This window comes from Nonomuraea sp. NPDC049714 (assembly GCF_044465295.1).
Taxonomy (GTDB): domain Bacteria; phylum Actinomycetota; class Actinomycetes; order Streptosporangiales; family Streptosporangiaceae; genus Nonomuraea.
Genome location: NZ_JBITLM010000009.1, coordinates 381,629 through 405,426, shown reverse-complemented (window position 1 = coordinate 405,426; position 23,798 = coordinate 381,629). Strand labels below are relative to the sequence as shown.

At 65.1% G+C, this 23,798-nt stretch carries 23 protein-coding genes, 1 tRNA gene and 1 pseudogene; 9 read left to right on the top strand and 16 right to left on the bottom strand.

The window, feature by feature from the left end:
• Positions 1 to 609: 609 nt before the first annotated feature.
• Complete coding sequence (locus ACIBQX_RS33260) at positions 610 to 1,110, bottom strand: YajQ family cyclic di-GMP-binding protein (protein ID WP_397011553.1); 501 nt, start codon at positions 1,108 to 1,110, stop codon at positions 610 to 612.
• 389 nt (positions 1,111 to 1,499) lie between these two features.
• On the opposite strand from ACIBQX_RS33260, the gene ACIBQX_RS33255 reads away from it, so the two are divergent.
• Positions 1,500 to 1,581: transfer RNA gene (locus ACIBQX_RS33255), tRNA-Tyr, on the top strand.
• Between the two features lie 297 nt (positions 1,582 to 1,878).
• Here the strand turns inward: ACIBQX_RS33255 and ACIBQX_RS33250 are convergent.
• The 6 genes from ACIBQX_RS33250 to ACIBQX_RS33225 all read right to left on the bottom strand — a co-directional run bounded on the left by ACIBQX_RS33250 (position 1,879) and on the right by ACIBQX_RS33225 (position 5,824).
• Complete coding sequence (locus ACIBQX_RS33250) at positions 1,879 to 2,718, bottom strand: hypothetical protein (RefSeq protein WP_397011533.1); 840 nt, start codon at positions 2,716 to 2,718, stop codon at positions 1,879 to 1,881.
• A gap of 216 nt (positions 2,719 to 2,934) precedes the next feature.
• Entirely contained in the window at positions 2,935 to 3,843 is a 909-nt protein-coding gene (locus ACIBQX_RS33245; protein ID WP_397011532.1) for a phosphotransferase family protein, read from the bottom strand.
• Positions 3,840 to 4,529: a GntR family transcriptional regulator gene (locus ACIBQX_RS33240; RefSeq protein WP_397011531.1), complete on the bottom strand. Its 690-nt coding sequence runs from the start codon at positions 4,527 to 4,529 to the stop codon at positions 3,840 to 3,842. The genes ACIBQX_RS33245 and ACIBQX_RS33240 overlap by 4 nt, the downstream gene beginning before the upstream one ends.
• Positions 4,530 to 4,855: 326 nt before the next feature.
• Positions 4,856 to 5,173, bottom strand: coding sequence for a hypothetical protein (locus ACIBQX_RS33235; protein ID WP_397011530.1), 318 nt, complete (start codon positions 5,171 to 5,173; stop codon positions 4,856 to 4,858).
• On the bottom strand, positions 5,157 to 5,429 hold the full coding sequence (locus tag ACIBQX_RS33230) for a hypothetical protein (protein WP_397011529.1): 273 nt from the start codon (positions 5,427 to 5,429) through the stop codon (positions 5,157 to 5,159). Before ACIBQX_RS33230 ends, ACIBQX_RS33235 begins: the two co-directional genes overlap by 17 nt.
• On the bottom strand, positions 5,426 to 5,824 hold the full coding sequence (locus ACIBQX_RS33225; protein WP_397011528.1) for a hypothetical protein: 399 nt from the start codon (positions 5,822 to 5,824) through the stop codon (positions 5,426 to 5,428). The genes ACIBQX_RS33230 and ACIBQX_RS33225 overlap by 4 nt, the downstream gene beginning before the upstream one ends.
• Before the next feature lie 101 nt (positions 5,825 to 5,925).
• On the opposite strand from ACIBQX_RS33225, the gene ACIBQX_RS33220 reads away from it, so the two are divergent.
• Both ACIBQX_RS33220 and ACIBQX_RS33215 read left to right on the top strand, forming a co-directional pair.
• Positions 5,926 to 7,182, top strand: a complete 1,257-nt coding sequence (locus tag ACIBQX_RS33220; RefSeq protein WP_397011526.1) for a multiprotein-bridging factor 1 family protein — start codon at positions 5,926 to 5,928, stop codon at positions 7,180 to 7,182.
• Entirely contained in the window at positions 7,179 to 7,811 is a 633-nt protein-coding gene (locus ACIBQX_RS33215) for a 2'-5' RNA ligase family protein (RefSeq protein ID WP_397011524.1), read from the top strand. Before ACIBQX_RS33220 ends, ACIBQX_RS33215 begins: the two co-directional genes overlap by 4 nt.
• Before the next feature lie 753 nt (positions 7,812 to 8,564).
• Here the strand turns inward: ACIBQX_RS33215 and ACIBQX_RS33210 are convergent.
• The 4 genes from ACIBQX_RS33210 to ACIBQX_RS33195 all read right to left on the bottom strand — a co-directional run bounded on the left by ACIBQX_RS33210 (position 8,565) and on the right by ACIBQX_RS33195 (position 12,954).
• Positions 8,565 to 9,752, bottom strand: coding sequence for an ISAs1 family transposase (locus tag ACIBQX_RS33210; protein WP_397011522.1), 1,188 nt, complete (start codon positions 9,750 to 9,752; stop codon positions 8,565 to 8,567).
• Positions 9,753 to 10,020: 268 nt separating this feature from the next.
• Positions 10,021 to 11,760, bottom strand: a complete 1,740-nt coding sequence (locus tag ACIBQX_RS33205; RefSeq protein ID WP_397011520.1) for an ABC-three component system protein — start codon at positions 11,758 to 11,760, stop codon at positions 10,021 to 10,023.
• Positions 11,750 to 12,010 carry an ABC-three component system middle component 6 gene (locus tag ACIBQX_RS33200; RefSeq protein ID WP_397011518.1) on the bottom strand — a complete coding sequence of 87 codons (261 nt, stop codon included), beginning with the start codon at positions 12,008 to 12,010 and terminating at the stop codon, positions 11,750 to 11,752. Before ACIBQX_RS33200 ends, ACIBQX_RS33205 begins: the two co-directional genes overlap by 11 nt.
• A complete protein-coding gene (locus tag ACIBQX_RS33195) occupies positions 12,007 to 12,954 on the bottom strand; it encodes an ABC-three component system protein (RefSeq protein WP_397011516.1) in 948 nt (315 codons plus the stop codon). Before ACIBQX_RS33195 ends, ACIBQX_RS33200 begins: the two co-directional genes overlap by 4 nt.
• Positions 12,955 to 14,019: 1,065 nt before the next feature.
• Between ACIBQX_RS33195 and ACIBQX_RS33190 the strand changes: the two genes are divergently transcribed.
• The 3 genes and pseudogenes from ACIBQX_RS33190 to ACIBQX_RS33180 all read left to right on the top strand — a co-directional run.
• The gene (locus tag ACIBQX_RS33190) at positions 14,020 to 15,270 is read left to right on the top strand and encodes a hypothetical protein (protein ID WP_397011514.1); all 1,251 of its coding nucleotides are present in this window, start codon (positions 14,020 to 14,022) and stop codon (positions 15,268 to 15,270) included.
• 163 nt (positions 15,271 to 15,433) lie between these two features.
• Entirely contained in the window at positions 15,434 to 15,595 is a 162-nt protein-coding gene (locus tag ACIBQX_RS33185; protein ID WP_397011512.1) for a hypothetical protein, read from the top strand.
• Positions 15,596 to 15,687: 92 nt separating this feature from the next.
• Positions 15,688 to 16,039, top strand: a pseudogene (locus ACIBQX_RS33180) (hypothetical protein); the annotation flags it as partial.
• An 11-nt stretch (positions 16,040 to 16,050) separates the two neighbouring features.
• Here the strand turns inward: ACIBQX_RS33180 and ACIBQX_RS33175 are convergent.
• The 3 genes from ACIBQX_RS33175 to ACIBQX_RS33165 all read right to left on the bottom strand — a co-directional run bounded on the left by ACIBQX_RS33175 (position 16,051) and on the right by ACIBQX_RS33165 (position 19,085).
• Positions 16,051 to 16,494 (bottom strand): hypothetical protein, encoded by a 444-nt coding sequence (locus tag ACIBQX_RS33175; protein WP_397011510.1) that lies wholly within the window; start codon positions 16,492 to 16,494, stop codon positions 16,051 to 16,053.
• Positions 16,495 to 16,653: 159 nt separating this feature from the next.
• A complete protein-coding gene (locus ACIBQX_RS33170) occupies positions 16,654 to 17,022 on the bottom strand; it encodes a hypothetical protein (RefSeq protein ID WP_397011508.1) in 369 nt (122 codons plus the stop codon).
• Between the two features lie 764 nt (positions 17,023 to 17,786).
• Positions 17,787 to 19,085 carry an MFS transporter gene (locus ACIBQX_RS33165; protein WP_397011551.1) on the bottom strand — a complete coding sequence of 433 codons (1,299 nt, stop codon included), beginning with the start codon at positions 19,083 to 19,085 and terminating at the stop codon, positions 17,787 to 17,789.
• Positions 19,086 to 19,185: 100 nt separating this feature from the next.
• Here ACIBQX_RS33165 and ACIBQX_RS33160 point away from each other — a divergent pair, with 100 nt between their 5' ends.
• Positions 19,186 to 19,485, top strand: a complete 300-nt coding sequence (locus ACIBQX_RS33160) for a sulfotransferase (protein WP_397011506.1) — start codon at positions 19,186 to 19,188, stop codon at positions 19,483 to 19,485.
• Positions 19,486 to 19,530: 45 nt separating this feature from the next.
• A complete protein-coding gene (locus tag ACIBQX_RS33155) occupies positions 19,531 to 20,379 on the top strand; it encodes a serine hydrolase domain-containing protein (protein ID WP_397011504.1) in 849 nt (282 codons plus the stop codon).
• Between the two features lie 59 nt (positions 20,380 to 20,438).
• On the opposite strand, the gene ACIBQX_RS33150 is transcribed toward ACIBQX_RS33155, so the two are convergent.
• Positions 20,439 to 21,413, bottom strand: coding sequence for a helix-turn-helix transcriptional regulator (locus tag ACIBQX_RS33150; RefSeq protein WP_397011502.1), 975 nt, complete (start codon positions 21,411 to 21,413; stop codon positions 20,439 to 20,441).
• Between the two features lie 130 nt (positions 21,414 to 21,543).
• On the opposite strand from ACIBQX_RS33150, the gene ACIBQX_RS33145 reads away from it, so the two are divergent.
• Positions 21,544 to 21,939, top strand: a complete 396-nt coding sequence (locus ACIBQX_RS33145; RefSeq protein WP_397011549.1) for a RidA family protein — start codon at positions 21,544 to 21,546, stop codon at positions 21,937 to 21,939.
• 349 nt (positions 21,940 to 22,288) lie between these two features.
• Here the strand turns inward: ACIBQX_RS33145 and ACIBQX_RS33140 are convergent, their stop codons facing one another.
• On the bottom strand, positions 22,289 to 23,677 hold the full coding sequence (locus tag ACIBQX_RS33140; protein WP_397011500.1) for a tannase/feruloyl esterase family alpha/beta hydrolase: 1,389 nt from the start codon (positions 23,675 to 23,677) through the stop codon (positions 22,289 to 22,291).
• Positions 23,678 to 23,798 lie beyond the last annotated feature (121 nt).

Genomic DNA, 23,798 nt, shown 5'->3' with positions numbered 1-23,798 from the left:
AACGCCGACACGCGCTCAACAACGCCCACGACCTCGACTATGCTGCCGCGTAGTCACAAGCCCTGATGTGTCTATCGAACCGGGGCAACTCCACCCGCGCTATACCGAAGCTGCCATTCGTTAGTTGAAAATGTGTGTATTCGGCGGTCAGTCGGGGGCGGCGATGGAACCATCGCCTACGAACCTGATGACGGCGACGCCAGATCGACCAGTGTGCCAGCGACGGTGGCGTTGACCAGGCGATTGATCTCAGCTCGCCCTTGCCGGCGGAGGCGAGGTAAAGGGGCGGTCCTGTGATGATCGCGTCGCTGATCTACTCGGCTGTGCGGAGGCGATCAGGGTGTGCCCTGTACCGGCGCGGATGCGGTGTTGTCGACGTCGCCGGCGCAGCCCAGGTGCCGGCTCTGACGCCCGCCGTGGCGGTGCCCTTCATCTCATCCTGACCGGTCTCGACCGGTGGGCCCACTCTCAAGGCAGCGGGCGGAGGCGGCGGCGTCCAGGCGGGCGACGGCGGAGCGGTACATGCACATGGCGGCTGTCGTACCAGGTGGTGTGCACCAAGGTCGGAGCGCGATGACCGCGCAGGTCACGGTCTCGCGCGCCGCTCCATTACCTGTAGTTCACGAACTGCAGGGCGATGTCCAGATCTTTGCCCTTAAGGAGTGAGATGACATCCTGCAGGTCGTCCTTCTTCTTGGAGCTGACCCGAAGCTCCTCGCCCTGAATCTGCGCCTTGATGCCCTTGGGGCCCTCGTCGCGGATGAGCTTGGAGATCTTCTTGGCGTTCTCCTGGTCGATGCCCTCCTTGAGGCTGACCAGCATGCGATATTCCTTACCGGACAGCTTCGGCTCACCGGCGTCGAGAATCTTCAAGGAGAGGCCGCGCTTGACCACCTTCTCCTTGAACACATCGAGCGCGGCGTTCGCACGCTCCTCGCTGTTGGCCTTGATTTCGATGTTCTCCTGCCCGGACCAGCTGATGGCCGCCCCGGTGCCCTTGAAGTCGAAACGGTGCCCGATCTCCTTGACCGTCTGGTTGAGAGCGTTATCGACCTCCTGGCGGTCGATCTTGCTGACGATGTCGAAAGACGAATCGGCCAAAGCGCACATCCTCTCAGCTGCGTAAGCGTTCGTCGGTGTCCGCATCGCACCCCGCGAACGCGGACTCAGCCGATGAGCCTAGCCAGCATCGGCCCGCCTTGCAGGCTCCGCCTCCTGGGGCTCGCCCACCACCGCCAAGTTGGCAGCGGGCCGATGCCCCCTCAGCGGCCTTCTGTACGGGCCGCGCCCGTCGACTGTGGCCCCTCGGTCGGCGGTTGCCGAGAATCTCCGGGGCGGAGGCCCTTGATTGCCGCACCCCTGTCCGGACATGCGGAGGCTTGGGCGGGTGGGCGTTTCGGGGGAGCAGCTGCGCGGGATCCGGCGCGGGACAAACCGGTGTCACGTACACCGCAGAAGTCCGCTATCCTTCTGTCTGTCGCCGCGAGAGCGGAAGACACGGCAGGTTGCCCGAGTGGCCAAAGGGAGCGGTCTGTAAAACCGTCGGCTCAGCCTACGCAAGTTCGAACCTTGCACCTGCCACACCAGCGGGAAGAGGCCCGTCACCAGCGGAAACGCGGTGACGGGCCTCTCGCGTTGTGTCCGGCTGTCTATGGCGATCACCGGCGCGGCACGGCCATCCACGGCCAATACGCGGCCAAGTTTTCAGGGCTTGTGGCGCCCTGGATGCGCTGGACATGGTGGCCCATGTTGTCGTCGTGGTTGTCGTCAACGCTCGCGCTACCTCAATCGTGGTCATCTGGCATGGCCTGGCGTAGGAGGGCTGCGGCCGCAATCGACTTACAGGGCCTGTCCGGGCGCTCCTGGTGTCTCCTACGATCAAGGCGCGGATGAGGAATTCACGCGGGTTCGGGGCGACATCTCCCTGCGTCCTTCCAGGCTACGTAGGACTACCGGCATTCTCGGGAGCCCGTGGCGAGGCGGCCGGCCGTATCTCCACAGGAGGTAGCCGAGCGGCAGCACGAGCACCAGCAGCCGAGCGGGGGCATCGCGGAGGTTGTCGAACTGGAGCTGATGCAGCAGGCCGACGCGTAGGGATTCGTCCCCGGTGAGGAGAGGGGCGAGGGCCACCAGCCCGTACACGACCAGGGCATCCATGACGGTCGTCAGCGCGCGCCGCCCAGAGATCGGCGGCGCCGGGGAGTCCGATGCGAGCAGCACCAGCAGCGCAGCCGCCAGCAGCCACAACTCCCAGAGTCCCCAGCCGCCGGACAGGGCCTCGAACCAGTCCGGGGTGAACATGGGCAGTGAGCCCGAGCAGATGTTGTCCCCCTGGTAGTCGGCCGAGAGCGGCCGGGCGAGCGCGATCAGCACCAGCACCCAGGCAGCACGCGGTCCTGCCGTCGCCGAATGCCGCCGCATCAGGGCGACCAGCACGACCAGCAGGGGCACGGCCCAGGTCGTCGCGAGTTCGGTGAGGGTGGCGAGGTCGTCGCGCAGCGGTAGGAACGGCGAGTGGTCGATCGCGTCGTACGGACGTACGCAGCTCACTACGCCCTCGGTGAAGCCCCCGTAGTGCAACTGCGCTAAGTACTGCTCGGGCACATAGGCGGCCGTGAACAGGGAGGACCAGTCGAACCTGGTCTTCCAGGTGTCCCAAGTGGGGTAGGCCGCAGCGGCGAGGGCCGCCATCCAGGCTAACGGGGCTGAGGGTGACACGTCAGAGGCTCCTTTTGCTTCTGGCGTACCCTATCGGTGATCTTGAGCGACGAGAGCTGTGGCTGTTGGAGAGGGGCATTCCGTCCCTGCGACTGACAGCCGTCACAACACGTCGGATACGGCACGTGAGCTGAGACACCGACCTTGATTTTCGAGTAGGTGGCACCCGTACTGCACTCCTGCAGGGCGGTCATCTCCCGGGCCAGGACATCGACCTTAGAAAGCATGCCAGCGGCGAGGTGCATCGGGATTCCGCAGCGAGTTCATGCGATTGCGGAACTCCCGGGCTATGGCCGCGTCTTCGTCGACGTTCTGCATGAGCCAGGTCGTCATTTTCAGCTCATTGATGTCTCTGAGTACCGGGTAGCCTTCCCAGGCCAGAACATCGAATCCGTACCGCTCCGCGAACCGGTCATATTCGGTTCGAGTTCCCCAGCCGACGGCGTGCTCGATGGCGGTGACCGCGAGGTCCGTCTCCGGTGGGCCGAATGCGAAGCGCTCGAAGTCGATGAGCAGGACCCTTCCGTCGACGGTTCGGATGAGATTCTCGTTGTGCGCGTCACCATGAACAGCGCACGGCGTGAGAGGGAAGGCCAGCTCGTCGTACGCGCATTGCAGCTCACGTCGCCGTGTCAGCAGGAAGTCTCGATCCTCATCGGTGAGGACGGACGCCGCGTTGATGCGTTCGGAGACGCGGCTGAGGATGTCCATCGCCGGCAGCCCCAGGTCAGTGGGGACGGCCAGCCCATGGAGTTCGCGCAGGACGCCGGCCAGGTCGTCGAGGGTCGCGGGGGAGCCGCTGTCGGGGATGAGGTGCCAGAGCGTTACCGGGTGGCCTCTGACGATGAGTGGCTGGTCGTGCGCCGTCGTTCTCGCCGCCGGTATCCCGGAGTCGTTCAGCCAGACCGAGACGGCTACTTCCTTGTGTACGTCGTCCAGCACCTCGACGCTGCGCGCGATCCTCACGACCACTTGCTCGACGGGGAGTACAAACAGGGCGTTCTCGCCAAGGCGGATCAGGCGGCTGTCCTGGTCAGCCAGTCCTGCTGTCTCGCAGGTCTCGTGCAGGGTTGCCAGCGCTTCGGTGGTGGTGAAGGGGATCGAGGGCGTCTGAGATACGGTCACGTGTCACCTTCGGCTCGTGATTTGACGACGCGGCCCATGCCGGGCCTTTTCTCGATGACTCCTTCCGTTTCCAGCAGCGCGAAGGCGCGCCTGATGGTGACGCGGCCGACGCCGCGTTCTTGGGCGAGTGTGTTCTCTCCGGGTAGGACGGACCCAGGAGCGAGCTTGCCTGTGGAGATGTCCTGCCGGAACTCGGCGGCGACCGCGTCGGCTCGGGTTCGCGCGTGCTCGGGGCCGCCGACGAACCAGCCCTTGCCGTGGATGGCCGTGATGAGCCGTTCGCCGGCCAGGAGTTGCAGCGCCTGGCGGGCCGTGCCCTTCGACACCCCGAACTCCTCCGCTGTTGCGGCCTCTCCAGGCAATTGCTGGCCAGGCGCTAGCTCGCCGTTCTCGATGCGCGCTCGGAGCGTCTCGGCGATCGACTCGTACTGTGTTGTTGCTGCCCGCGGGGCTATGGGGTCCTCGCTCTTCACACGCCGGCCACGGCCGGCCTCGCTGGCCACTAGCCCTGAGCGTTCCAGCTCGGCGACCGCCTGACGTACGGTCCCTCTCGCAACGCCGTACGTGCTGGCAAGAGCGGCTTCGGAGGGCAACATGGCACCGGCCGGCAGATCACCCTGGAGGATGCGATTGCGGAGGTCGTCTGCAATTCGGACGTAGATACGGGCGTCCTTCGCCTTGCTCATCGCGCTCCCTCGCCGAGGCACAGTGTCTCTAGGGTAGGGCGGGGGACATGGCTCACTGGCGAAGCTTCGCGGACCATGTCACCTCTTGGTCTTTCCCTATGCGCGGCGAAGGGACGCCGTACGGGACCAGCTTGTTCATGCCGGTGGACGGGCGTCGATCTTGTCGGACGCGCCGCATAATCCGCAGAACCCTGCATGCCGACGTTCAACCCCACACCCCCTCGCTGACCATCGCGGACGTGGCGGCTCGCACTATGCCGCGCAACGCCGCAGATTGGATCAGCTTCCGCGCTCGAAGAGGCGTTGTGGGTGGCAGCAGCGCCGCTTCATGCGGCGGGGTTCTCCGGAAGCGCCCGGCCACGCCGCTTAGAGCGAGCGGCGATTCGAGCCCGCGCCTTCCGCTTGTGCTCGTCCTCGTGAAGGACGAGCAACGCCTGCCAGACCGGCCGTGCATGCCGGTACAGCCCTCTGGCCGTCTCCTCGTACCGGCCTGTAGTGGTCTGCCGGAGGATGAGGAACTGCCCACCTCGGCAGGCCCACTCGTAGGCGCCGCAACATGAGGTCTCCGTGATCCGGATGCGGTCCTTCGGAGGGCGCCGGTACGGCTCCCACGCAGGTACGGGCTCGTCAGGAGGCTGGGTCATGCTCCGGTTCCCCCGCGCCGTACTTCCTCAGGTACCGGTAGACCTTGCGGCGGCTCCGCTGCCAGGTGCACTTGTAGGCGAGCTGCAGGGGCGAGTCGGCGACCAGCTCCGGCAGGACGCCGTAGGCGACTTCGCCGGCTGTCAGCTTGGGCAGCGGCCTCGCACGCCAGAGGCCAGCGGCATCACGCCAGACGTAGAAGCGCCTGAACGCACCGCGCAGATCAGGATCACAGGCTTGCTCAAGCGTCGAGGTCATGCGGGCCGCCCCTGCAGTCGATGAGCTGGACGGACGTGTGGAGATCCCGCACGGTTCTCGACGTTGTTGATCAGGGCCGATTGCCAGGCCAGAGCTGTCGCGAGAGCAATTGCGTCCTCACAGCGGACGATGCGCATGACCCCTTCTGCCATCAACTCGACTGTCAGAGGCCGGCGCGACACGGCGGTCCACCACAGCCTCTCCGTGGAATCGCGCTCAAGGGCGATGTCCCAAGCCGGGTAGGTGCCGCGCAGTACGGCGAGCTGTCGGTCGCGCAAGTCCTGTATGAGCGCCGCCAGCGCGGAGGCTTGGCGAACGCTTTGAGCCGTGGCACGCAAGAGCTCGTCGAGCCCGGATTTGGTGTCGGCGTCTAGGTGATTCGTGTCCCAGTACACGAATCCATCACAACGCTCAGTAACGACGCGTAGACAGATGCGGTTGGGGGACACTGGGGGCGGCGACCGTGTCCCCCAACTCGGTGGTGAGGTGCGACGGCATGCTGGAACAGCCCAGAACTCCCCGGTGGGCCGAACGCATTCGCGATGAGCGACGTCAGCGTGGCTGGTCACAGAAGCAACTGGCCAGGCACCTGTTCCAGGCGGCGGGCGAGGAGATCGCCTTGCCTGAGTTCGAGTCGGTGGTCCGCAGGATCAAGGATCACGAGGCGGGCAACAGCCGTCCGAAGGATCCCTACCCCTTGCTGTACTGCCGCGTGTTCGGCATGGACGAGGCCGTTCTCTTCGATCGTGACGGCGAGCTGGTGGGGACGCTCCCGATGAGCGGCGACCTGATCGAGCACACAGCCTGGATCGAACAGACCAACGTCGGCGACAGCACCATCGCCATGATTGACGAGACCCGCTACCACCTGACGCAGCGTCACACCCAAGCCGCACCCGCGCCGCTGCTCGCCGATGTGCTGCGCCTGCACCGGCGAGTGCTGGAGCTCCTGCGGGGCGGCAAGCAGCGGCTTCACCAGACGCGCGAGCTGTTCCGGATCGACGCCGAACTCCTCGCCCACGCCTGCATCCTGCTGGGCGACCTGTACGACGACGAATCGGCCATCGTCCATGGCAGGGCCGCCCTCCTGTCCGCCCAAGAGGCTGGCGCGTGCGAGGCGGCGGCGTTGAGCGCTCAAGCCAAGACCGAGCGGTGGCGATGCTGGTACGCGGTCTCCGCTGACGCGGCCAGACGTGGCTACGAATGCAGCCCGCCCACGCCCCTGCGGGTACTGCTGGCCAGCCAGGAAGCGAACGCCGCAAGCCTGCTCGGCGACTTCAACCGAGCCCGAGAAGCCCTTCACCGAGCGGACGAGGCAGCCGGTTCCGTGACCGGCGACTCCGGCGTGACGCCCTGGTCGTGCCCGGCGCCAAGGCGTGCACTGTACGCCCTGTCGGTGGCGCTCCAGGCAAGCGACCATACTGCGGCGCTACGCGCGGCGGCGGCGGCCGACGACGCATGGGCCAACGGCGCTCCCTGGGTAGCCGGCACTTGGGCGCAAGTCCGCTTCGGCGCAGGCATCGCGTACGTGATGATGGAGGACCTGGACGCCGCCACCGAACAGGTCACGCCGGCCCTGTCCCTGCCGCCCGAACATCGGCTGTCCACGATCACCAACTACCTGGTGCGGATGGATGCACGATTGGCCGCCCCACGGTTCCGCGGCTCGGATATGGTGACCACGCTGCGCGAGCAGATCAAGACGTTCAACTCCGCTCGGGCTCTGCCCGCCCCTGTCGAGGAGGATGCGTGAGCCCGTTGCCGACGCGGATGGCGAACCGTTGGGAGAAGCGACGAGCGCTCATGCTGCCGCCAGGTCAGGGCCAGCTCTACTGGCACGTCCTCCTGGGGGAGGACCCTGAAGCGCGGGCCATCGTTCAAGAAGCTCACGACCGCCTGGCTGGCCTGCCCGGCCTCGATCTGGTGCCGCAGAAATTCATCCACCTCACCACGTTGGTCGCCGGCTACTCGCATGAGATCACGGATCACCAGGTGAACGTGATGGCAGAGGAGGCCACGGCTCAACTCGCCCGGGTCGCACCTATCACCGTCACGCTAGGGCGCGTGCTCTACCACCCTGAGGCGGTGGTCCTGGAGGCGCGCCCGGCGGACCGTCTTCGCCCACTGCTCGAAGCGGCGAAGTTCGCCACGCGGGCGGCCACCGGCCGTGATGGTGCTCTCGCCCATACAGCGTGGGTACCGCACGTCACTGTGGCGTACAGCAGTGCTGATGGCCCGGCTGCTCCCATCATTGAGGCGCTCGGCAAGCAGCTCCCCGAACGTGACGTCACCATCCGTAGCATCCACATCGTCAAGCAGGACGGCCCGGAGACGGTTTGGGACTGGCGTTCATTGGCGCAAGTGCGGATCGGGACCTCGTGAGGCGTCGGCGTCACTACGCGACCCTTGACGCCCTGCTCTTTCACCACATGACCTGCCGATCAGCTCATAAAGACCGCGGAAGCATCGCAAGGTTCTGCGTGGGAATCGAGTGAGGCTGGTCGTGGAGGATGAGCTGCCCGGCGAGTGATGACCGGCGGGCGGTGGTTCTGCGGAATACTGCGGCAATCTGCTGGCCGCCAAGGTCATTGTGCGGTTGCCGCATCTAAGCCACTTGACCTGCGTCAACGCCTTGACGTATCAATTTGCGGATTACGCGGAACGGGGCTGCCTTCAGTGCTTGAAAAGCGTCATGCAGACCCGCGCCTTGACTCCCTTCAGCTTGCTGCACGGACCGCGATGACCGGTGTGGGCTCGTACCCGCGTGTGCGCCCTGGCCCGACCGGCCGTGCCAGGCGTGCCTGACCCCCTCGCTGAGTAGTCGAAGGAGTCTCAGCATTGACCACCGTCAACTCCACTCCAGGCTAATGACCCGCCCATCGGCTGAACCGTCAAGGATCAACTGGTGTTCTCATACCTATCACACACGCATAGAGCCTGGTCAGAGGCGTGATCGTCAAAGCTGATCGTCAACCGGATGAGGACTTTCTCCACGGTTTCAAGGGCAGTCCGCCTGCGGCGGCCTGCCGCGTCGGGCGGTCGCTGGCCGCGCTGCGGCTCTCCGGCCGGTCGCGGCCCGCGCCGCCCACGCGCAAAGCTCCGCAGATGGGACACGGGCCCAGGGCTGAAGCGTTCTCATGTCGTGAGACCGAGTAGCTGAAGTCCGTCGGCTGGGTGGTTGCGGTAGTGGTCGGTGGCGGCGGCGATGTTGGTCCAGCCGATGAGGCGGGTCAGGCCGATGGCGAGGTTGCGGAGGCTGGCCATGATCCTCGGAGTGGTGCCGGTGCGGATGCGGGAGGCGTCTTCGCGGTAGGTGATGTCGCGGATGTGGTGCAGGGCCTCGATGCTCCAGTGTCCGCGGATCAGGGCGGCGAGCTGGGCGTGGGTGATCCGGCCGGGTGGCAGGCTGGTGATGGCGTAGATCGTGACGATGGTGGTCTTGCCGGTCCTGTGGTCGGTGCGGCGGCGTTTGACCTGGATGGCCTGGACTGCGTGCGGGAAGGGCAGCCCGGGCCGGGCGGTGCAGATCTTCATGCGGCGGATTTCGCGGCGGCCGTGGCCTTGCTCGTCGGTGCGGTCGTTGAGGATGGCCTTGCGCCAGGGCAGGGCCTTGAGCCGGCGGTGCAGGGTGGGCTGGTTGCCTTTGACGATGAAGAGGTAGTGGCCGCCGGCGGCGTTGATGTGGTGGGCGTGGTCGTGCTGGGTGTGCAGGGCGTCGGCGGTGATGACCATGCCGGTCAGGTCGAGGCCGCGCAGCAGGGGTGTGAAGGCGGGGATCTCGTTGCTCTTGGCCTCGATCTGGCGTTGAGCGAGGACGGTCTGGGTGTCGTGGCGGGTGGCGGCCAGCAGATGCACCGTGGTGCTGTTGGCGGTGCGGCTGCCGCGCAGGGTCTTGCCGTCCACGGCCAGGCCGAGCAGGGGCATTCGGGTGACCTTCGTCGTCTCGGGCGGCGGGCAGGCTGCCAGCGCGGCAACGTAGCCGCAGGTCGCGGCGTCGAAGGCGTCACCGTCCAGGCGGGCCAGCAGTCGTCCCAGGGTGGAGGCGGCCGGTCGCATGGCGGGCGGGAGGCCGAGCCGGGCGCGCAGGTTGGGCTCGTATCCGGCGATGAATCGGGTGATCTGCGCCAGTGATGTTGCTCCGCTGAGGATGGCGAGCAAGGCTAAGGCGAGCAGCGGGCCGAGCCGGTAGCGGCGTCCGCGGCGGCAGCGGGGATCGGGGATGGCGTCGAGTATCTCGGCCAGGGCGGGCAGGTCGACGGTGGCGTCGGTGTGGGTGACGTGCTCCAGGTGGCGGGCGAGCACGTCGATCGGGGATGATGGCACGCGAACGCGGCCCCTGTTCTTGATCGACTGGCTAGACACCGACGATCATCAGGGGTCGCGTTTGTCATCTCCGCACTGGGGCACCCCTACTTGCCCGCCCGGCTCAGGGATGCAGCAATCTCACCAGCCGAGAACGCAACGGCCTTGGACACGGGCCTATGAATCGACGCCGCATATAGCCCTTTGGGCATAACTCCGAACTTTCCGCGCCGGACCGACCTTATCGTCCTCCTCGACAACTCCCAGGGCCGAGGTGCACTACAAATCCTCAGAAGCGGAAACCAAATAGGCCACCCGAAGACTGATCGGTTAGGTAGGGTTCAATGATATATGGATCGGCATTGAACCCCATCGACACGGCTTTATTCAGATCATCAGTATTCATGGTCACTATATATTGTAGACCTTCGGTTGACATCACATCAGCGGCTAACTCAAGCGCCAAGGCGACCTGGCGCTCGTCTACACCATCATAAAGGTGGCTGTCATGAACAAGGAAGTCTGGCCCTCGGCCGGCGCGGTGCGCGGTAACCGCTAACGTGAGGTCGAAGCAGAATATCAACATGTTGTGAATGCCACGGCTTCGGTCATCTGCGATGTGCGCCTCTATCTCCATTCGACGCCTGCCGGGCTTGAAAGCTAGATAGGGATTGCTGTCATCACCATATAGCTTCCGAGCATACTGATTGAAGAGCTTGTTCGCTGCATCAGTGATTTCGGCTCGGTCTTCTAGGTCTGTAACTATTGCCTCCTCAAGTTCGAGACGCTTTATCTCGATCTCCCTTCGGCTCGCTTCAAGAGCTTGAGCAGCCTGAAATCGATGGCGCAAAGACTCAAGTTGAGCTTGCTCTCGTGCCAGTGCGTACTGCAAGGCAGTGAGGGCATCCAATGCACCCCCAGAATTGAGAGTACGCAGCAGAGCTGCCTGCTGCTCCCCGAGAGCCTCTCGCTCCCTCCGCCTCTCTTCTAACGCTCGACTAACGCGATCAATTTCATCGCGGAGTTGCCGCTCACGATTACGCACAACTGCCTGATGAAAAACGCGGACTTCATCGAAGCGTCGTCTTACCTCGGACCCGATCACCACGCCAAGCTGCTGATATGCTGTTTCCAGATATCGATCATCAGGTTCAGAGATGTCCGTAGCCGCTTGTTGCATATCCTGCAGGTTCCGTCGATCCAGATCGTCTGCGGCCCGCATGGCACGGATGCGTTCACCAAGTAGATCAGCATTTCTCCTGATGTGTTCGTATTCAGGCACTACACGAAAAGCTGCGATTTGCCGTTCAAGCTCGCTGATCCGTTGTTCAACTGCGCCCATTTCGCCTCGAAGCTCCGCAGACTTCCCTACTATGCGCCCCCACACAGGATCTTTAGCGGCCTCTACCAGCTTCCGACGCGTAGTCTCTTGATTTGATAGATTACGGTATTGTGTGGTTAGGGCGACATCAAGACCGAAGAGATAGCAAAGATTGATCATCGCATCGTGAGGCGATTGCTGTGCAACGGTCTTTGTAGGTTCGAGAAAGCCCCCCCGGCCAACTCGGCGCATAGCAAAAGCAAGCATTGCGCGACCACTTACCCCAGAGTCTTCTGTCGTTACCTTGTACAGGTCGCGCTCTATTGCCCATTGCCAAGTTTTCAAGGGGACGTCAGTCTTTTGAGCGAACAAAGCAGCTGGCATACTATTCGTGATATCAGGGTAAACGATAATTCGGCCAGGACTTGCCCCGCTCCTCTTGACTGAAATAGCTTCCGGTTGTCCTGGCCAATCAAGCAAGAGTTCAAACGTATGATTTTTGATCGCATCGTTTGCCCAAACCGCGCTTGCTTCGTTACGAGCCCCAAGCAAGAAATGCAAAAGCTCAATCATGCTGGATTTTCCGGCGCCATTGCGGCTATCTGTGTCCGTGGACGCCTCATCGCGCTCCGCTACGAGCAGATTCAGGCCTGGACCGAATTGCACTTCATGGAATCTGCTGTCAGACGACTTCAGTTTACGCAGCATTGCGCCTCGCCCGGAATATTAGAACATCTCGCTCTAGTTCGACTAGGTCCATGGCATAGAGTAGGTCAAGCGCTAGCGCGAACCACCAGAAAGGAATAGGAGCCTTATGCTTGTTCTCTTCACGCCAAGCCAGCAACCGTCTCCACGCTTGATTGACGGTTACTGGTTGCCGGTCTGTAGCAAGTACAACCTGAGCGGCGACAGCGAGCAGTGCACGTTGGGGCGCTACGCCTTTAGTGGGCACGATCATTTCATCACCTCCAGGTGTTGCATCGACGTCCACCCTGGAGGGGGTACCTTGAAGATGTCACATTCCCCGAAAAAATACATGAGGATAACCAGAGCGTTTAGCTGCATCTTGGGTGCAGGCGTGGCGTTGCCGAGGATATGGCACTCTAAATACCATAAGACTTCGTCCGGATCGTCGCAAGCAGCCGCCACCATTTCATAATAGTCCCTGAAGCCTGCGGCCGTCTCGTCGCGCTCATTGGGATCGAGCCGACCTGCGTAAAATGTCTCGACATGCTGAACATAGGGTAGAGCTGTGCGCATACGATGTTTAGCGTCGGGAGAAAAGCCGTTATAGTCCATCTTCGTCACGGGAGGCTCAGGTACTTCTGGCAACTGATCAAAGGGACGACGATGTTCGGCCAGATGATCTAGGAGGGGAATCAGATCACCTAGAACGACGCTCGTGACTACAGGTTTGGCCGGAAAGGGACCTAAAAGGTCTTCGATTTGCCAGCGTTCCAGCCGGCAAAGCTCGTTATAGAACCTGTGATGGCCAAAATTCTCGAAGGAGATCTCAGGGTGATTATTACGCTGCTCCGCGAGGCCTCGACTAACTTCGGGATGCATTCCCTTGTGATCGTTATGAACGAAGACGAAAGTGTCAAATTCACTCGATCGTTTTTCTACGGCTCCCTGTAAGTCACTTTTTAACTTTCTTTTGATGGCGCTAGCGTCCATGCCTTCAGCGCCGTAGCACGCATATAGCTTTCGGTCGTGAAGCCTGAGCCCATCAGAACTTAAGTCGCCGATGTTGCCATGGGCCCGAACGTCGATAAAGGTGGGATAGCGAGCGCACATTATGGCTTGAAAGAAGTCTTGAAAGGTCTGTCCGTGCAGCTCGCCAAGTTTAGCCGCGAGCATGAACCGGATCGAGGACCGCTCCCACTGCTCTAGTGATGACATGCATCCTCCCTGTGCTCCCACCAAGATATGCTTCTCGCTGCTACATACCAATGACTTTAGCTGCTAGATCACGTAACAGTACGGGGCTGATCGTTTGCTCTGCTTCTCTATGTACACCAAAGCCGAGTCAGGTCGCTACGCATCGGCTGCGGGCTGAGCTGTTGAGGGATGCACCGTGGCCTGCGCTTTCGCGCAGCGGCGTTGCTGCCGAGCAGTCCCCGGGTTCGGGAGGCTGTTGATGGCAAGCAGCTCGGTCGATCGCCTGAGGGCGGACGTTGGCACCTCATCTGGAGTCGATGATGACGCGGGGAGAGCAGCCAATAGGGTCGCAACGGCCTCGGACACCCCTGGACGTCTCTAGAGGCTCCGCGGCCAAGAGCCTCTGATGACCTAGCGTATCTGTCAGTGCTGGGCGGTGGTGGACGTCTCTGGTCTTGCTACGGATCAGATGGCGGCACAGTGGCTAGGGCCGTGACGATCGCGGACTTCGGTCCCCGTCGTACGGGCTGGAGCGATCGCCGGCAAGGCCCTCCTCCGTCGGGACTTGCCACGAGGGCGACTATGGCTGAGGTGACCTTTGCTGCCGACACAGTTTGCAGCTGACAGCCGAACTGGCTCTCCGGAGGAGCATCGGGTGAGGTCTGGCTTTAGGGCTTCTCGCGGCTTCCCAGCTATGATCACGGCTAATACACGGCCAGACAATGGGATCGACGGAAGAAACCCCAGGTCAGAGCTTGATTGCGACGGGACTGTAAAACCGTCGGCTCAGCCTACGCAAGTTCGAACCTTGCACCTGCCACACCAGCTAGAAGAGGCCCGTCACCAGCAGAAACACGGTGACGGGCCTCTCGCTTTGCGTCCGGTGGCGGCCGGGCGGCTACGGCGTTCTGCGACTGCGCGTGCTGAATATGTGCTGACGTTCCCGAGCCGTCCTGCGGTGCCTTCGGAGCCGCTGGGTCTTGAAGCGTTCAAGATCAACATGTGTGCGGCGCAGCTTGGATTGTCAGTGCGGTGGGCCATACTCCGCCAAGCCAAGATGATCACCAACAAGGCGAAGGCGTTGACATGGCACAGTTGCTGCGGAGGCTCGACGACGAGATCTACGTCCAATACAACGCGTTCGGGCTGGACGGCACCGACCTGCCGGAGTGGGGCTCCCCCACCGACGAGACCTACCACTTCGTCGCGGGGGTGCGGCTGGAATCCTGGGACGCCGAGCCGGAACCTGCGGACGGCTCCTGGACGCCGGTCAGTTCGACCACGTTCGTCGCGGAGAGCGGTGTGGTCGCGATCGTCACAATGATGGACGGCAGAGGGCATGACTTCCTGATCGGCCCGCCGCGTTTCGAGTACGGCGTGGACATGTACCTGCGTGAACCCGAGCCAGACGACGGGCATGCAACAGGTGAGTGTGAGGAGACATGGCTGCTGAGGTTCTGGCCGATCAGGGATGTCTTCGACCCGATCACGCACGCGGCGCCGTTCTCCTACATTGCGCGCGGGGTTCTGTACTACTCGATCGACCTGGAGCCCGAACAGTTCGTGCAGCCTCCGGCGCGGCGGGAGGTGCCGGTGCCGGTCTCGGCGGTGACGGACTGGGCGTCGCTGCGCGCGGACCCGGACCTGGACACCTTCGGCGGCTGGCTGCGTAGGCTGCGCCACAAGGCCCAGGGCAGGGGCGTCACCGTTCACGAGTTGCTGCGCGAGGCCGGGATCGACATCGAGGACGGCGTGGACCTCACCCCGGCCTCCTGCACCCCGCAGCGGGCGCGTGCGGGGCGGTTCAAGGATCCGCTGATCGACCGCTACTCCGCTGAGCAGACGCGGCGGGGCTCGTTGTCCGGGCAGAACCTGGACGAGGAACGGCTGCGCGAGTACGCCGATGGCGACCGCATCGCCAAGGAGCTGTGCCGGGCCGGCACGCGGACGTTCTCCGTGCCCGTCGAAGGTCGTGGTGCCCTGTATGTACCAGCGGGTGTCAGCCGCCGCGTGTGGCGGTGGGAGGACGACATGCTCGGCGGCGAGCTCATGGACGACGGGCTGACAGTGGATCGGCGGATTCTGGCCAGGAACCCGTGGACCAGGCAGATCCTCGTCTCCGGCATCGTCACGGTCCTGCGCCGCGATCACGACAGGCGCGGCTGCGACGACACCGTCTGGTACGTGGTGCGCGACGCCGAGCCGCACGAGGCGGCCAGGGTCTTGTGCGCGGAGGCCACCTGGGAGGAGGACCCGGATCAGCGCCGAGCCTTGGACGAGGTGGCCAGGGAGAAGCTGATCGACCTGCGGGCCACCTACAGGAGCCGGGAGGGATGAGGGCCGGCCTCGTCGCGCGGCGAGGGCGTGCGGCCGGGCCGGAGGGGCCAGGCGACCGATGGGCGACGAGAAGCCTCAGGTGGGCACTCCGGCTGCCGCCTGATCACTGGGCTGAGAGCGGAGCCGTAGGCGGCTGAGGCGGAAGCCGATCATCCCGCCTGTCATGCTCTGCACACCGAAGGACACCATGGCGCGGCACGTGCCGGTGAGCCTGAAGACGGGCGATGTGGTGGAGTTCCTCATGGCCGGCGCCTACGCATGGAACATCTCACACCACGACTTCCTGATGCACCCGAAGCCAGGCTTCCACTACGTCGGCGGTTGAGTGGAGGTGTCCGGGGGTGCCCCTATGGGGTTGGTCAAGCCGCGCGGAGCGTGGGTGGTCGGTAGGGGGTGTTGGTGCGGAGCATGGCGCACAGGACGTCGCAGCTGACCGCGATACGGCACCGGGTCCGGTCGATGGAGATCGCCACCCCGGCGATCTCCGACCGCGACGCCGGGGTGGTCGGCTTCGACATCGCCGGCGCCGAGGCGGGCTACCCGCCCACCCGGCACCTGGACGCCTTCGAGTACCGGCAATCGCCTGATGAGCGGCACCTCGATGACCCGCGACCTCGCCCTGCCCGCCGACGCCTTCGGCTACGGCCTGCCCGACTTCCGCTAGTTCGCCATCAACGCGATGAAGTCCGCCTTCATCCCCTTCGACGAACGCCTGACCATCATCGGCAACGTCATCAAGTCCTGGTACGCCGACCAGCTGAAAGCCTGAGCGTCAGCGGCTCAGGTGTACTGGTTGTCTCGGGGCCCGCTGTAGGCGCAACTCAGTTCCCCGTTTGATCGGTTGTAGACGCACACCTCCAGGTTGATCCTCGAGATGGACTTGGAGCCGGTGCGGATGAAGTCTCCGAAGTTGGTGCCGTCGCCGCCGCAGCCGTTGGTGTCCGCCTTCCAGGCGGCGGTCCCGCCGGTTCCGTCGGTGTGCGTCCACATAAACCGGGCCTTCACCGGAAGGTTGTCGCCGGGACAGATGTCACGCACCGTGAAGTCCCGAAAGACGACCTTCGTCCGGCTGACGAAGTCGACGGTCGCCCGGACGGACCCGGCGCCGGACCCGTAGTCCACGCGGGCGGAGGACACTCCGTCTGTCGCCTGCGCCGGGCTTGCCACCAGCAGCCCGCTCAATACTGCGATTCCCAGCGCGGCGCCCAGAATGCGTGTCTTCAACAGTCCTCCAGCAAGAGATGTCTCGGTTGGTTCGGTTGGCCTTGGGGCGTGCGCTTCAGCGCTCCCGCGTGGCCGGCGGGGGGAGAGGTGCGAGGTATCGCCTCGTGGCGGATCGCGACGAAGAGCGGCGATCGATGGTGCGGTGGCCCTGCCTGAGCGTCAGGCCTGGAAGGTGAACGTCCCGCGCAGGACGGTGCCTCGCCCGCTCCAGTAGCTCTCGTAATCGGCCCGGTAGGTGACGTTGTCGAAGGCGGGGAGCACCGCGCAGGTGGCGCCGGGGTGGCGGATGTTGTCGTCTCTGATGACGATGGGCTTTCCGATCACACCCGGGCGGGTCAGGGTGACCTCCACCCAGGCTGTTCCGGTGGTGTCATCGGCCCGGACGCACAGCTCGTTCGTGGGGTCGGCGTAGCGGACGATCCCGTCGCCGACGTCCCGTTGAAAACTCGCCGCCAAGGCCGGTTGCGCGAGAATGACGCTCGCCACCGCGACAGCGACGCCGACGGTGACCGTTTTGAGCGGGTTCATCGTTCTTCCTTCTCTCGGACGAAGATCAGCCCGCCGGAGCGCCTGGTGCCAGGGGATGGAATACGGCCTCCGACGAGGCTTCTGACATGAGCGATCCCGGCGGCCCGAGGTTCACCGGAGTGATCGTTGCACGCGCCGGCAGCAGCGTGGAATACGCCGGGAATACGCCTGGTCACCCGGCATCGAGAGATGACTTCGGGCGGAACCCCTGTGCCGGGGGCGCCTGTCTTTGCAGTGATGCTGAAGGAGTTGGGGGGTGACGACGATCAGCGGCCAGATGCGCCGGCAACCCAGCTGATCGTCAGAATGAGTCAGCGGGTGGGGCACCATCAGTGCGATCGCACTGCTCAAAAGTGAGTCGAGACCACCCATCATGATCAGCTGGCGCGGAGCGCGGATGTCGCCGCCTGAAGAGTCTCCGGTCGGTTCGTCCGGCACATCGGTACGGCGAGCCGATGACCCCTCGCCCGGTCCCTGACGCCGTCGCCGCGATGGACCGGCTCGCCTTGGCGGCCGGACGAGGTCAGCATGGCCGCCTCGTGGGTCGGTGCCCTCTCGGCCGCCATCCTGCACGAGGTCTGGGACGCTGCGAACTCGCTGTTGTGAACGGCCACCTTGCCCTTGCCGGGGTGACGCAGATCATGGCATGGTGCCAGGAGATCTTACCCTGGTTCAGCCTGGGTCTTCGGAGCGAGGGTCGTCCAGGTGGCGGCTGTGGGGCTGGGCGATATGGCGTACCGCAAGCTGGTGCGCCGGCGGCGTCGTCAGACGATCTGCTGTTGGGTGAGACCCAGGTCGATGCCCTTCGGCTCCTTGACCGCCGTGACGGCCGCCAGGGAGATCACGCAGAGCACCATGATGTAGGCGCCGACGGACAAGGCGGATCCGGTGCTCTGCACCAGCGCCTGGGCGATCGTGGGGGCGAAGGCTCCGCCCAGGATGGCGCCGAGCGCGTAGCCGATGGCCGCGCCGGAGTAGCGGACCGAGACGGGGAACATCTCGGCGTACATGGCCGACATGGGCCCGTACGACAGGCCCAGGCCGATGGTCAGGACGATGATCGCGGCAGCGAAGAGCCAGATGCTGCGGGTCTGCATGAGCAGGAAGAGCGGGATCATCCAGACGAACACGAGGGCGTAGCCGATCTGGAAGGTGCGGACGCGGCCGATGCGGTCGGACAGCGCTCCTCCGTACAGGGTGAAAATCAGCCAGCCGACCGACCCGGCGACGGTGGCGAGCAGGACCGGCGGCCGCGACAGGCCCAGTGTGGTGGTGCCGTAGCTGATGAAGTAGGCGATGAGGAGGTAGCCGGCGGCGTTGTTGGCCACGAAGATCAGCGCGGTGAGCATCACGTTCTTGCTGTTCTGGCGGAACAGGTCGCGCAGTGGCGCGGAGGACGTCTTGGTGCGCTGCTGCAGCTCCTTGAACACGGGGCTTTCCTCGACGGCTCGCCGTACGAGGTAGCCGATGATGATCAGGGTCAGGGAGAGCAGGAACGGCACCCGCCAGCCCCACGCCAGGAACTGCTCCGGGGTGGTCACCGTGCTCATGATCCACAGGACGCCGGTCGCCAGGATGAGGCCGATCGGCACGCCGATCTGGGGAAAGGCGCCCCACCATCCGCGGCGCTCGCGGGGCGCGTGCTCTACCGCCAGCAGGGCGGCGCCGCCCCATTCGCCACCTGCGGAGAAGCCCTGCAGGATGCGCAGGAGGATGAGGGCGATGGGCGCGGCCACGCCGATCGACCCGTAGGTGGGCAGCAGGCCGATGAGGGTGGTGGCCGCGCCCATGAGGAGCAGGGTCAGCACGAGCATGCGCTTGCGGCCCAGCCGGTCGCCGTACCGGCCGGCGATGATCGCGCCGAGCGGCCGGAACAGGAAGCTGATGCCGATCGTGGCCAGCGAGATGAGTGTGGCCAGGCCGGGGGCCTGCTCGTTCACCGGGGCCAGGAAGAGCGGGCCGAACACCAGGCCGGCGGCTTGGGCGTAGATGAAGAAGTCGTACCACTCGACGGTGGTGCCGGCCAGGGTGCTGGCGAGGACCTTGCGGTCGTCGCGCGTCATGGCGCGTGGTTCGCTCGTCACGTTGGACTCCGTTCCTTACCTTGGGGGGTTTGGTGGCGCGCTCCAGCGGCGATTCACTTGACACATCGGCGAGTCGCGGGTGGAGTACGTCGCCATGGCTTGTCCGTTGCCGATCTTCGTCGCTGGCACCGGTCGGTCGGGAACATCGCAGCTCGCGAACATTTTCGGGGAGCACCCGCAGATCCACAGGATTCCGATTGAGACCAGGTTCATTGTGGACCCGAGCGGCTTCAGGGACTTGGCGGATGCACTCACAATTCGATACGACCCTTATGTCGGGGACGACGCCCTCCGCAGGCTCAGCGACATTCTTACGGTGCGACTGGTCGGCAGGAAAGACTTCGATCGCGGTTATACCGTTCCTAAGGCCATCGGCTAGCGGCATCTTTGGGACGCGGTGGGAAGGCTGTGGTCGGAGCTCGTCGTGAGTACGTTCGACGAGTTCGTTCCTGCGGAAGGGTTCGGCCATGCCGACTGGGCCGCCGGGCCATTCTTCGCCACGGGCGTCGGTCCCGAGTGGTTCGAGCACCGCAACGACACCTACACCCCCCGGCAGCTGGTGAAGATCGCCCTGGCCCACCCGCCCACCGGCGAGCCGGGCCAGCGTTTCAAGTACTCCAACACCAACTACATCCTCGCCGCGATGATCGTCGAAATGGCGACAGGCAAGACGTTCGAACAGGAACTGATCCGCAACGTCATCCGCCCCCTGCGCCTGACCGGCACCTCCCTGCCCGGCACCGCCTCCAAGATCCGCGGCCCGCACCCGGTGCACTACTCCATCCTGTTCTCCCGCGACCCCCAGCCCACCATCTACGACGCCACCCAGATGAACCAGTCCTTCGCCTGGTCCGCCGGCGGCATCATCTCCACCGCCACCGACCTCAACCGGTTCTTCGCGGCCCTGTTCGGCGGGCGGGTCCTGCCGCGGCGACTGGGCCCCGCTCAGCGTCTTCACCGACGCGCTCGCCGCCGAATTCTGCCCGGCCGGTTCCTGACGAGCCGGACCGCGCGCACCAGCGGGCTGCGATTCACGTCGCTCATCGCGGCCGGTCGGACATCTTGCGGATTTGTTCGCGTTGTCATCCGAATGCCACTGCCGTCCAGTTGGATCAGGGCTAGGAGGTCAGCTTCGTCGGCGTCAGTTCGCAGCGGCCTGATCTCGATCCAGGCTCGACACTCTGGCCGGCCCGCCTCGACTTCGGCGACGAGAGATCTGCCAAGGCGAAGTGCGCTCAGCTTGTCCGTCGGGATAAACGCCTCAGAGCGTTGAGCCACAGGGCGCAGCCTCTCACGGGGTGAGTCAAGGCGGCCTGGAGGAGGTGACGACTCTCAGGATGGCGCTCCGTAGCGGCTGGCGATGGCGGCGGCGCGGTTGCGCAGTGAGGTGCGCAACCACTGCGGGGCCAGGGCTTCCGCGTTCGTGGTGAGCTGCCACAGTGCCCATTCGGCGTGTCTCGGATCTTGGAAGGTCACCTCCAGTCGTAGCCAGCCGTCTGGGTCGGTTTCTTCGGCGAGGACGGCCAGCGCGGTGCCCACCAGGTCCTCCCGCCGCGCCGGGTTCATCCGTACCAGCACGGTGACCTGGTCGCCCCCGGCCCGGAACTGCGTGCTGCGTTCCTGCCAGGCCCGGTCCAGGTCGACCCGGTCCGGTCGCTGTGCGGGTTCGGCGAGTTCCTCGGCGGCCAGGATCCGGGACAGCCGGTAGGTGCGGTCCTCGCCGGACCTCGTGGCCAGCAAATAGCCCCGATCGCGTACGGTGACCAGGCCGATCGGGTCGACCGTGCGCCATTTCGGGGCCTGGTTCACAGCCGCGTAGTGGATGCGCAGCTTGTGTCCGGCGAACACCGCGCGCAGGACCTCGGCCGTTACGGTGTCAGGCGCCTCCTCGGTGACCAGCCGGCGCGAGAGGAGGTCGGTCTCCGGGTCGATGAGCAGTCGCTCGGCCGCGCCGGCGGCGGTGTCTCGATAGCTCTCGGGCAGCGCGTCCACCACCTTGAGCATCGCCGAGGCGAGCGCCGAGCCGAGGCCGAACGCCTGCGCGCCGCGCCGCGATCCGGCGACCAGCAGGGCGAGGGCCTCGTCGTGGTTGAGTCCGGTGAGCTCGGTCCGGAAACCGGGCAGCAACGCGAAACCGCCGTGCCGGCCGCGTTCGGCGTAGACCGGGACGCCGGCTGCGGACAGCGCCTCGATGTCGCGCAGCACGGTGCGGGTGGACACCTCCAGCTCGCGGGCCAGCGTGGTCGCGGACAGCCGACCGTGCTGCCGCAGCAGCAGCACCAGCGAGACCAACCGGTCGGCACGCATACGAGAACCCTACCGAGATACACGACACAGGATGTCGTGATTTGTTGGCAGGCTCATCAACACGGCCAAGGCGGCTACCGAGCCGATGGACGTACGTGATGTCGACGAAGCGAATGGAGCTGATGTGGCAATGGAGCGAACGACGGTCAACCCGTGGGCGTGGTCGGTGGAGTTCGGGTACAACCAGGGTGAGATCGTCTCCGGGCACACCCGGACCTTGTACTGCGCCGGGCAGACCGCGATGAGCGGCGACGGCAAGCCCCAGCATGCCGATGACATGGCGGCGCAGTTGGCGCTGAGCCTCGACAACCTGGAGGCCGTGCTCGGCGAGGCCGGCATGACCCTCGCGAACCTCGTCCGGCTCAACGTCTACGCCACCGACGTCGATCGGCTTCTCCAGCACTACGGCGTGCTGGCGTCGCGGTTGGGCGCCGCCGGGGTGGCGTCGGCCACCACGATGCTCGGGGTGGCACGGCTGGCGATGCCCGATCTGATGGTCGAGCTTGAGGGGACCGCCGTCGCCTGATGCGACCTCGTGCCGCCCCCGGCAGGACTGCCGGAGGCGGCACGAAGAGCACGCGGGTGGGTGGTTTCCGGTGCTCAGAATGGTGACAATCGGCGGCAACGGCTTCGGGGGCGAGCCCTGGTTCCGCTCATGGACTCAGCAGTTTGCGATGTCGCAGATCTTGGCCCGTCCCGTCCTGCCCACCTTCGGGTCGGGGATTTCGCCGCTCGCGGCCAGAACGCTTCAGGGGTTCGGCGTGATCTGGTGTGGAACCCCGGGCTTACGCCCGGGAGGAATCTGGACGACCTGCTGACCCTGTCCCAGAGCTGGGGGAACGGCGCGGACCGTCGAGGTGAGGGTCCCGCTCCGGTCAGTTGAGGGAGCAGGTGTTGACCACGTCACCGGAGGTCTGGCGGGGGATGGTGGCGCTGCGTGGGGGCTGGTGGCCGCCGCCCGCGGCCGTCCAGCGTTCGAGGGCTTCGAACGCCGTCCGCATGCAGGGGAGCAGGGGCCGCATCCTGTCCGGGAACGCGTCGTACTCGATGTCGAGGTGGGAGGCGCCGTCGATCCTGTAGTAGCGGTGCCGCGAGGCCTTCCCCTCCGAACGCACCAGTGAGGCGTACGCGTCGCCGTGCACCTTGATCGGCAGCAGGGTGTCCAGCGTCCCATGCACGGTGATCAGCGGCTTGCCGATGTCGCCGGTCAGCGATGCCCGCCGCACCGCCTGGTGCACGCTCCTCGGGCGCGCGTAGTAGTCGTAGTCGGTGTCGCAGTTGGGCGTGCCGCTCTGACAGAACGGGATGCCCGCTTCCAGGTCGCCGTCGTAGTCCGGGTCGAGTTCCTCACGGACTCTGCGTTGCGTGCCGTCCCAGAGAACGCGGTAGTTGAAGTCCCACAGGAACTCCGAGCCCGGGGCGAAGCCCGCCCGCAGCATCGCGGCGTGCGCTTCGGGGTCTCCGGTCGCCGCGTACTTGGGGTAGTTGCGCAGGGCCACCGGCAGGTAGACCAGCGCGTTCGAGCGGTTGTCAGGAGGCCAGAGCGTGCCTTCGGAGTCGACGCCGCCGTCGTACAGCTCGGGGTGGTTCTCCAGCGCCCAGCGCACCAGCTGGCCGCCGTTGGAGATGCCCATCGCGTACGTTCTGCGCGGTGCGGTGCGGTAGTGGCGGGCGACGGTCGCCTTGGCGGCGATGGTGACCTGCGTCATCCGGTCGTACCACTCGACGATGGCGTCGCCGGGGCGCCTGCCGTCCTTGTAGAACTCCAGGCCGCCGTTGCCCTTGTCTGTTGAGGCGTAGGCATAGCCCTTGGCCAGCACCCAGTCGGAGATCGTGAAGTCGTTGGCGTACTGGCGGCGGTTCCCCGGCGCCCCCGCGACCACCAGGCCGCCGTTCCACTTCTTCGGCAGCCGGATCACGAACTGGGCGTCGTGGTTCCAGCCGTGCGTGGGGTTGGACGTGGAGGTGTCCTGGAAGTAGCCGTCGATCTGGATCCCCGGCACTCCGCTCGGGTTGCGGGTGGCCGCCGAATGCAGTCCCGCCCAGTCGGCGGCGTCGGTGTGCCCCGAGGCGACCGTGCCGGCGGTGGTCAGATCGTCCAGGCAGGCGGCGACCTGATGCTGCGCTCGCGGGACGTCGACCCTGTCCATGCGGGGGCAGCGGGTGTCCGCCTGCGCGGGCGACGCCGCCGGCGCCAGAGAGATGGCCAAGAGCGACGCCAGCAGGATCGGGAAGACAGCGTGTCTGCGAAGGGGAAGGGGCATGTGCGACTCCCATGCGTGGGGAACGGAACTCGTCGGTCAGGCCCGTGGCGGAGCCTCCAGTGCCACAACGGGCGGGAGTCCATTCGAGTTACTAAGCGCATAGTCAGTTACGGAAGGTCAC

Bases quoted from the DNA above. Each gene is read 5' to 3' on its own strand.
- ACIBQX_RS33260 (WP_397011553.1), bottom strand. From the start codon at position 1,110: ATGTGCGCTTTGGCCGATTCGTCTTTCGACATCGTCAGCAAGATCGAC.
- ACIBQX_RS33240 (WP_397011531.1), bottom strand. From the start codon at position 4,529: ATGAGCAAGGCGAAGGACGCCCGTATCTACGTCCGAATTGCAGACGAC.
- ACIBQX_RS33235 (WP_397011530.1), bottom strand. From the start codon at position 5,173: ATGACCCAGCCTCCTGACGAGCCCGTACCTGCGTGGGAGCCGTACCGG.
- ACIBQX_RS33230 (WP_397011529.1), bottom strand. From the start codon at position 5,429: ATGACCTCGACGCTTGAGCAAGCCTGTGATCCTGATCTGCGCGGTGCG.
- ACIBQX_RS33220 (WP_397011526.1), top strand. From the start codon at position 5,926: ATGCTGGAACAGCCCAGAACTCCCCGGTGGGCCGAACGCATTCGCGAT.
- ACIBQX_RS33205 (WP_397011520.1), bottom strand. From the start codon at position 11,760: ATGCTGCGTAAACTGAAGTCGTCTGACAGCAGATTCCATGAAGTGCAA.
- ACIBQX_RS33200 (WP_397011518.1), bottom strand. From the start codon at position 12,010: ATGATCGTGCCCACTAAAGGCGTAGCGCCCCAACGTGCACTGCTCGCT.
- ACIBQX_RS33195 (WP_397011516.1), bottom strand. From the start codon at position 12,954: ATGTCATCACTAGAGCAGTGGGAGCGGTCCTCGATCCGGTTCATGCTC.
- ACIBQX_RS33190 (WP_397011514.1), top strand. From the start codon at position 14,020: ATGGCACAGTTGCTGCGGAGGCTCGACGACGAGATCTACGTCCAATAC.
- ACIBQX_RS33185 (WP_397011512.1), top strand. From the start codon at position 15,434: ATGCTCTGCACACCGAAGGACACCATGGCGCGGCACGTGCCGGTGAGC.
- ACIBQX_RS33170 (WP_397011508.1), bottom strand. From the start codon at position 17,022: ATGAACCCGCTCAAAACGGTCACCGTCGGCGTCGCTGTCGCGGTGGCG.
- ACIBQX_RS33165 (WP_397011551.1), bottom strand. From the start codon at position 19,085: ATGACGCGCGACGACCGCAAGGTCCTCGCCAGCACCCTGGCCGGCACC.
- ACIBQX_RS33150 (WP_397011502.1), bottom strand. From the start codon at position 21,413: ATGCGTGCCGACCGGTTGGTCTCGCTGGTGCTGCTGCTGCGGCAGCAC.
- ACIBQX_RS33145 (WP_397011549.1), top strand. From the start codon at position 21,544: ATGGAGCGAACGACGGTCAACCCGTGGGCGTGGTCGGTGGAGTTCGGG.
- ACIBQX_RS33140 (WP_397011500.1), bottom strand. From the start codon at position 23,677: ATGCCCCTTCCCCTTCGCAGACACGCTGTCTTCCCGATCCTGCTGGCG.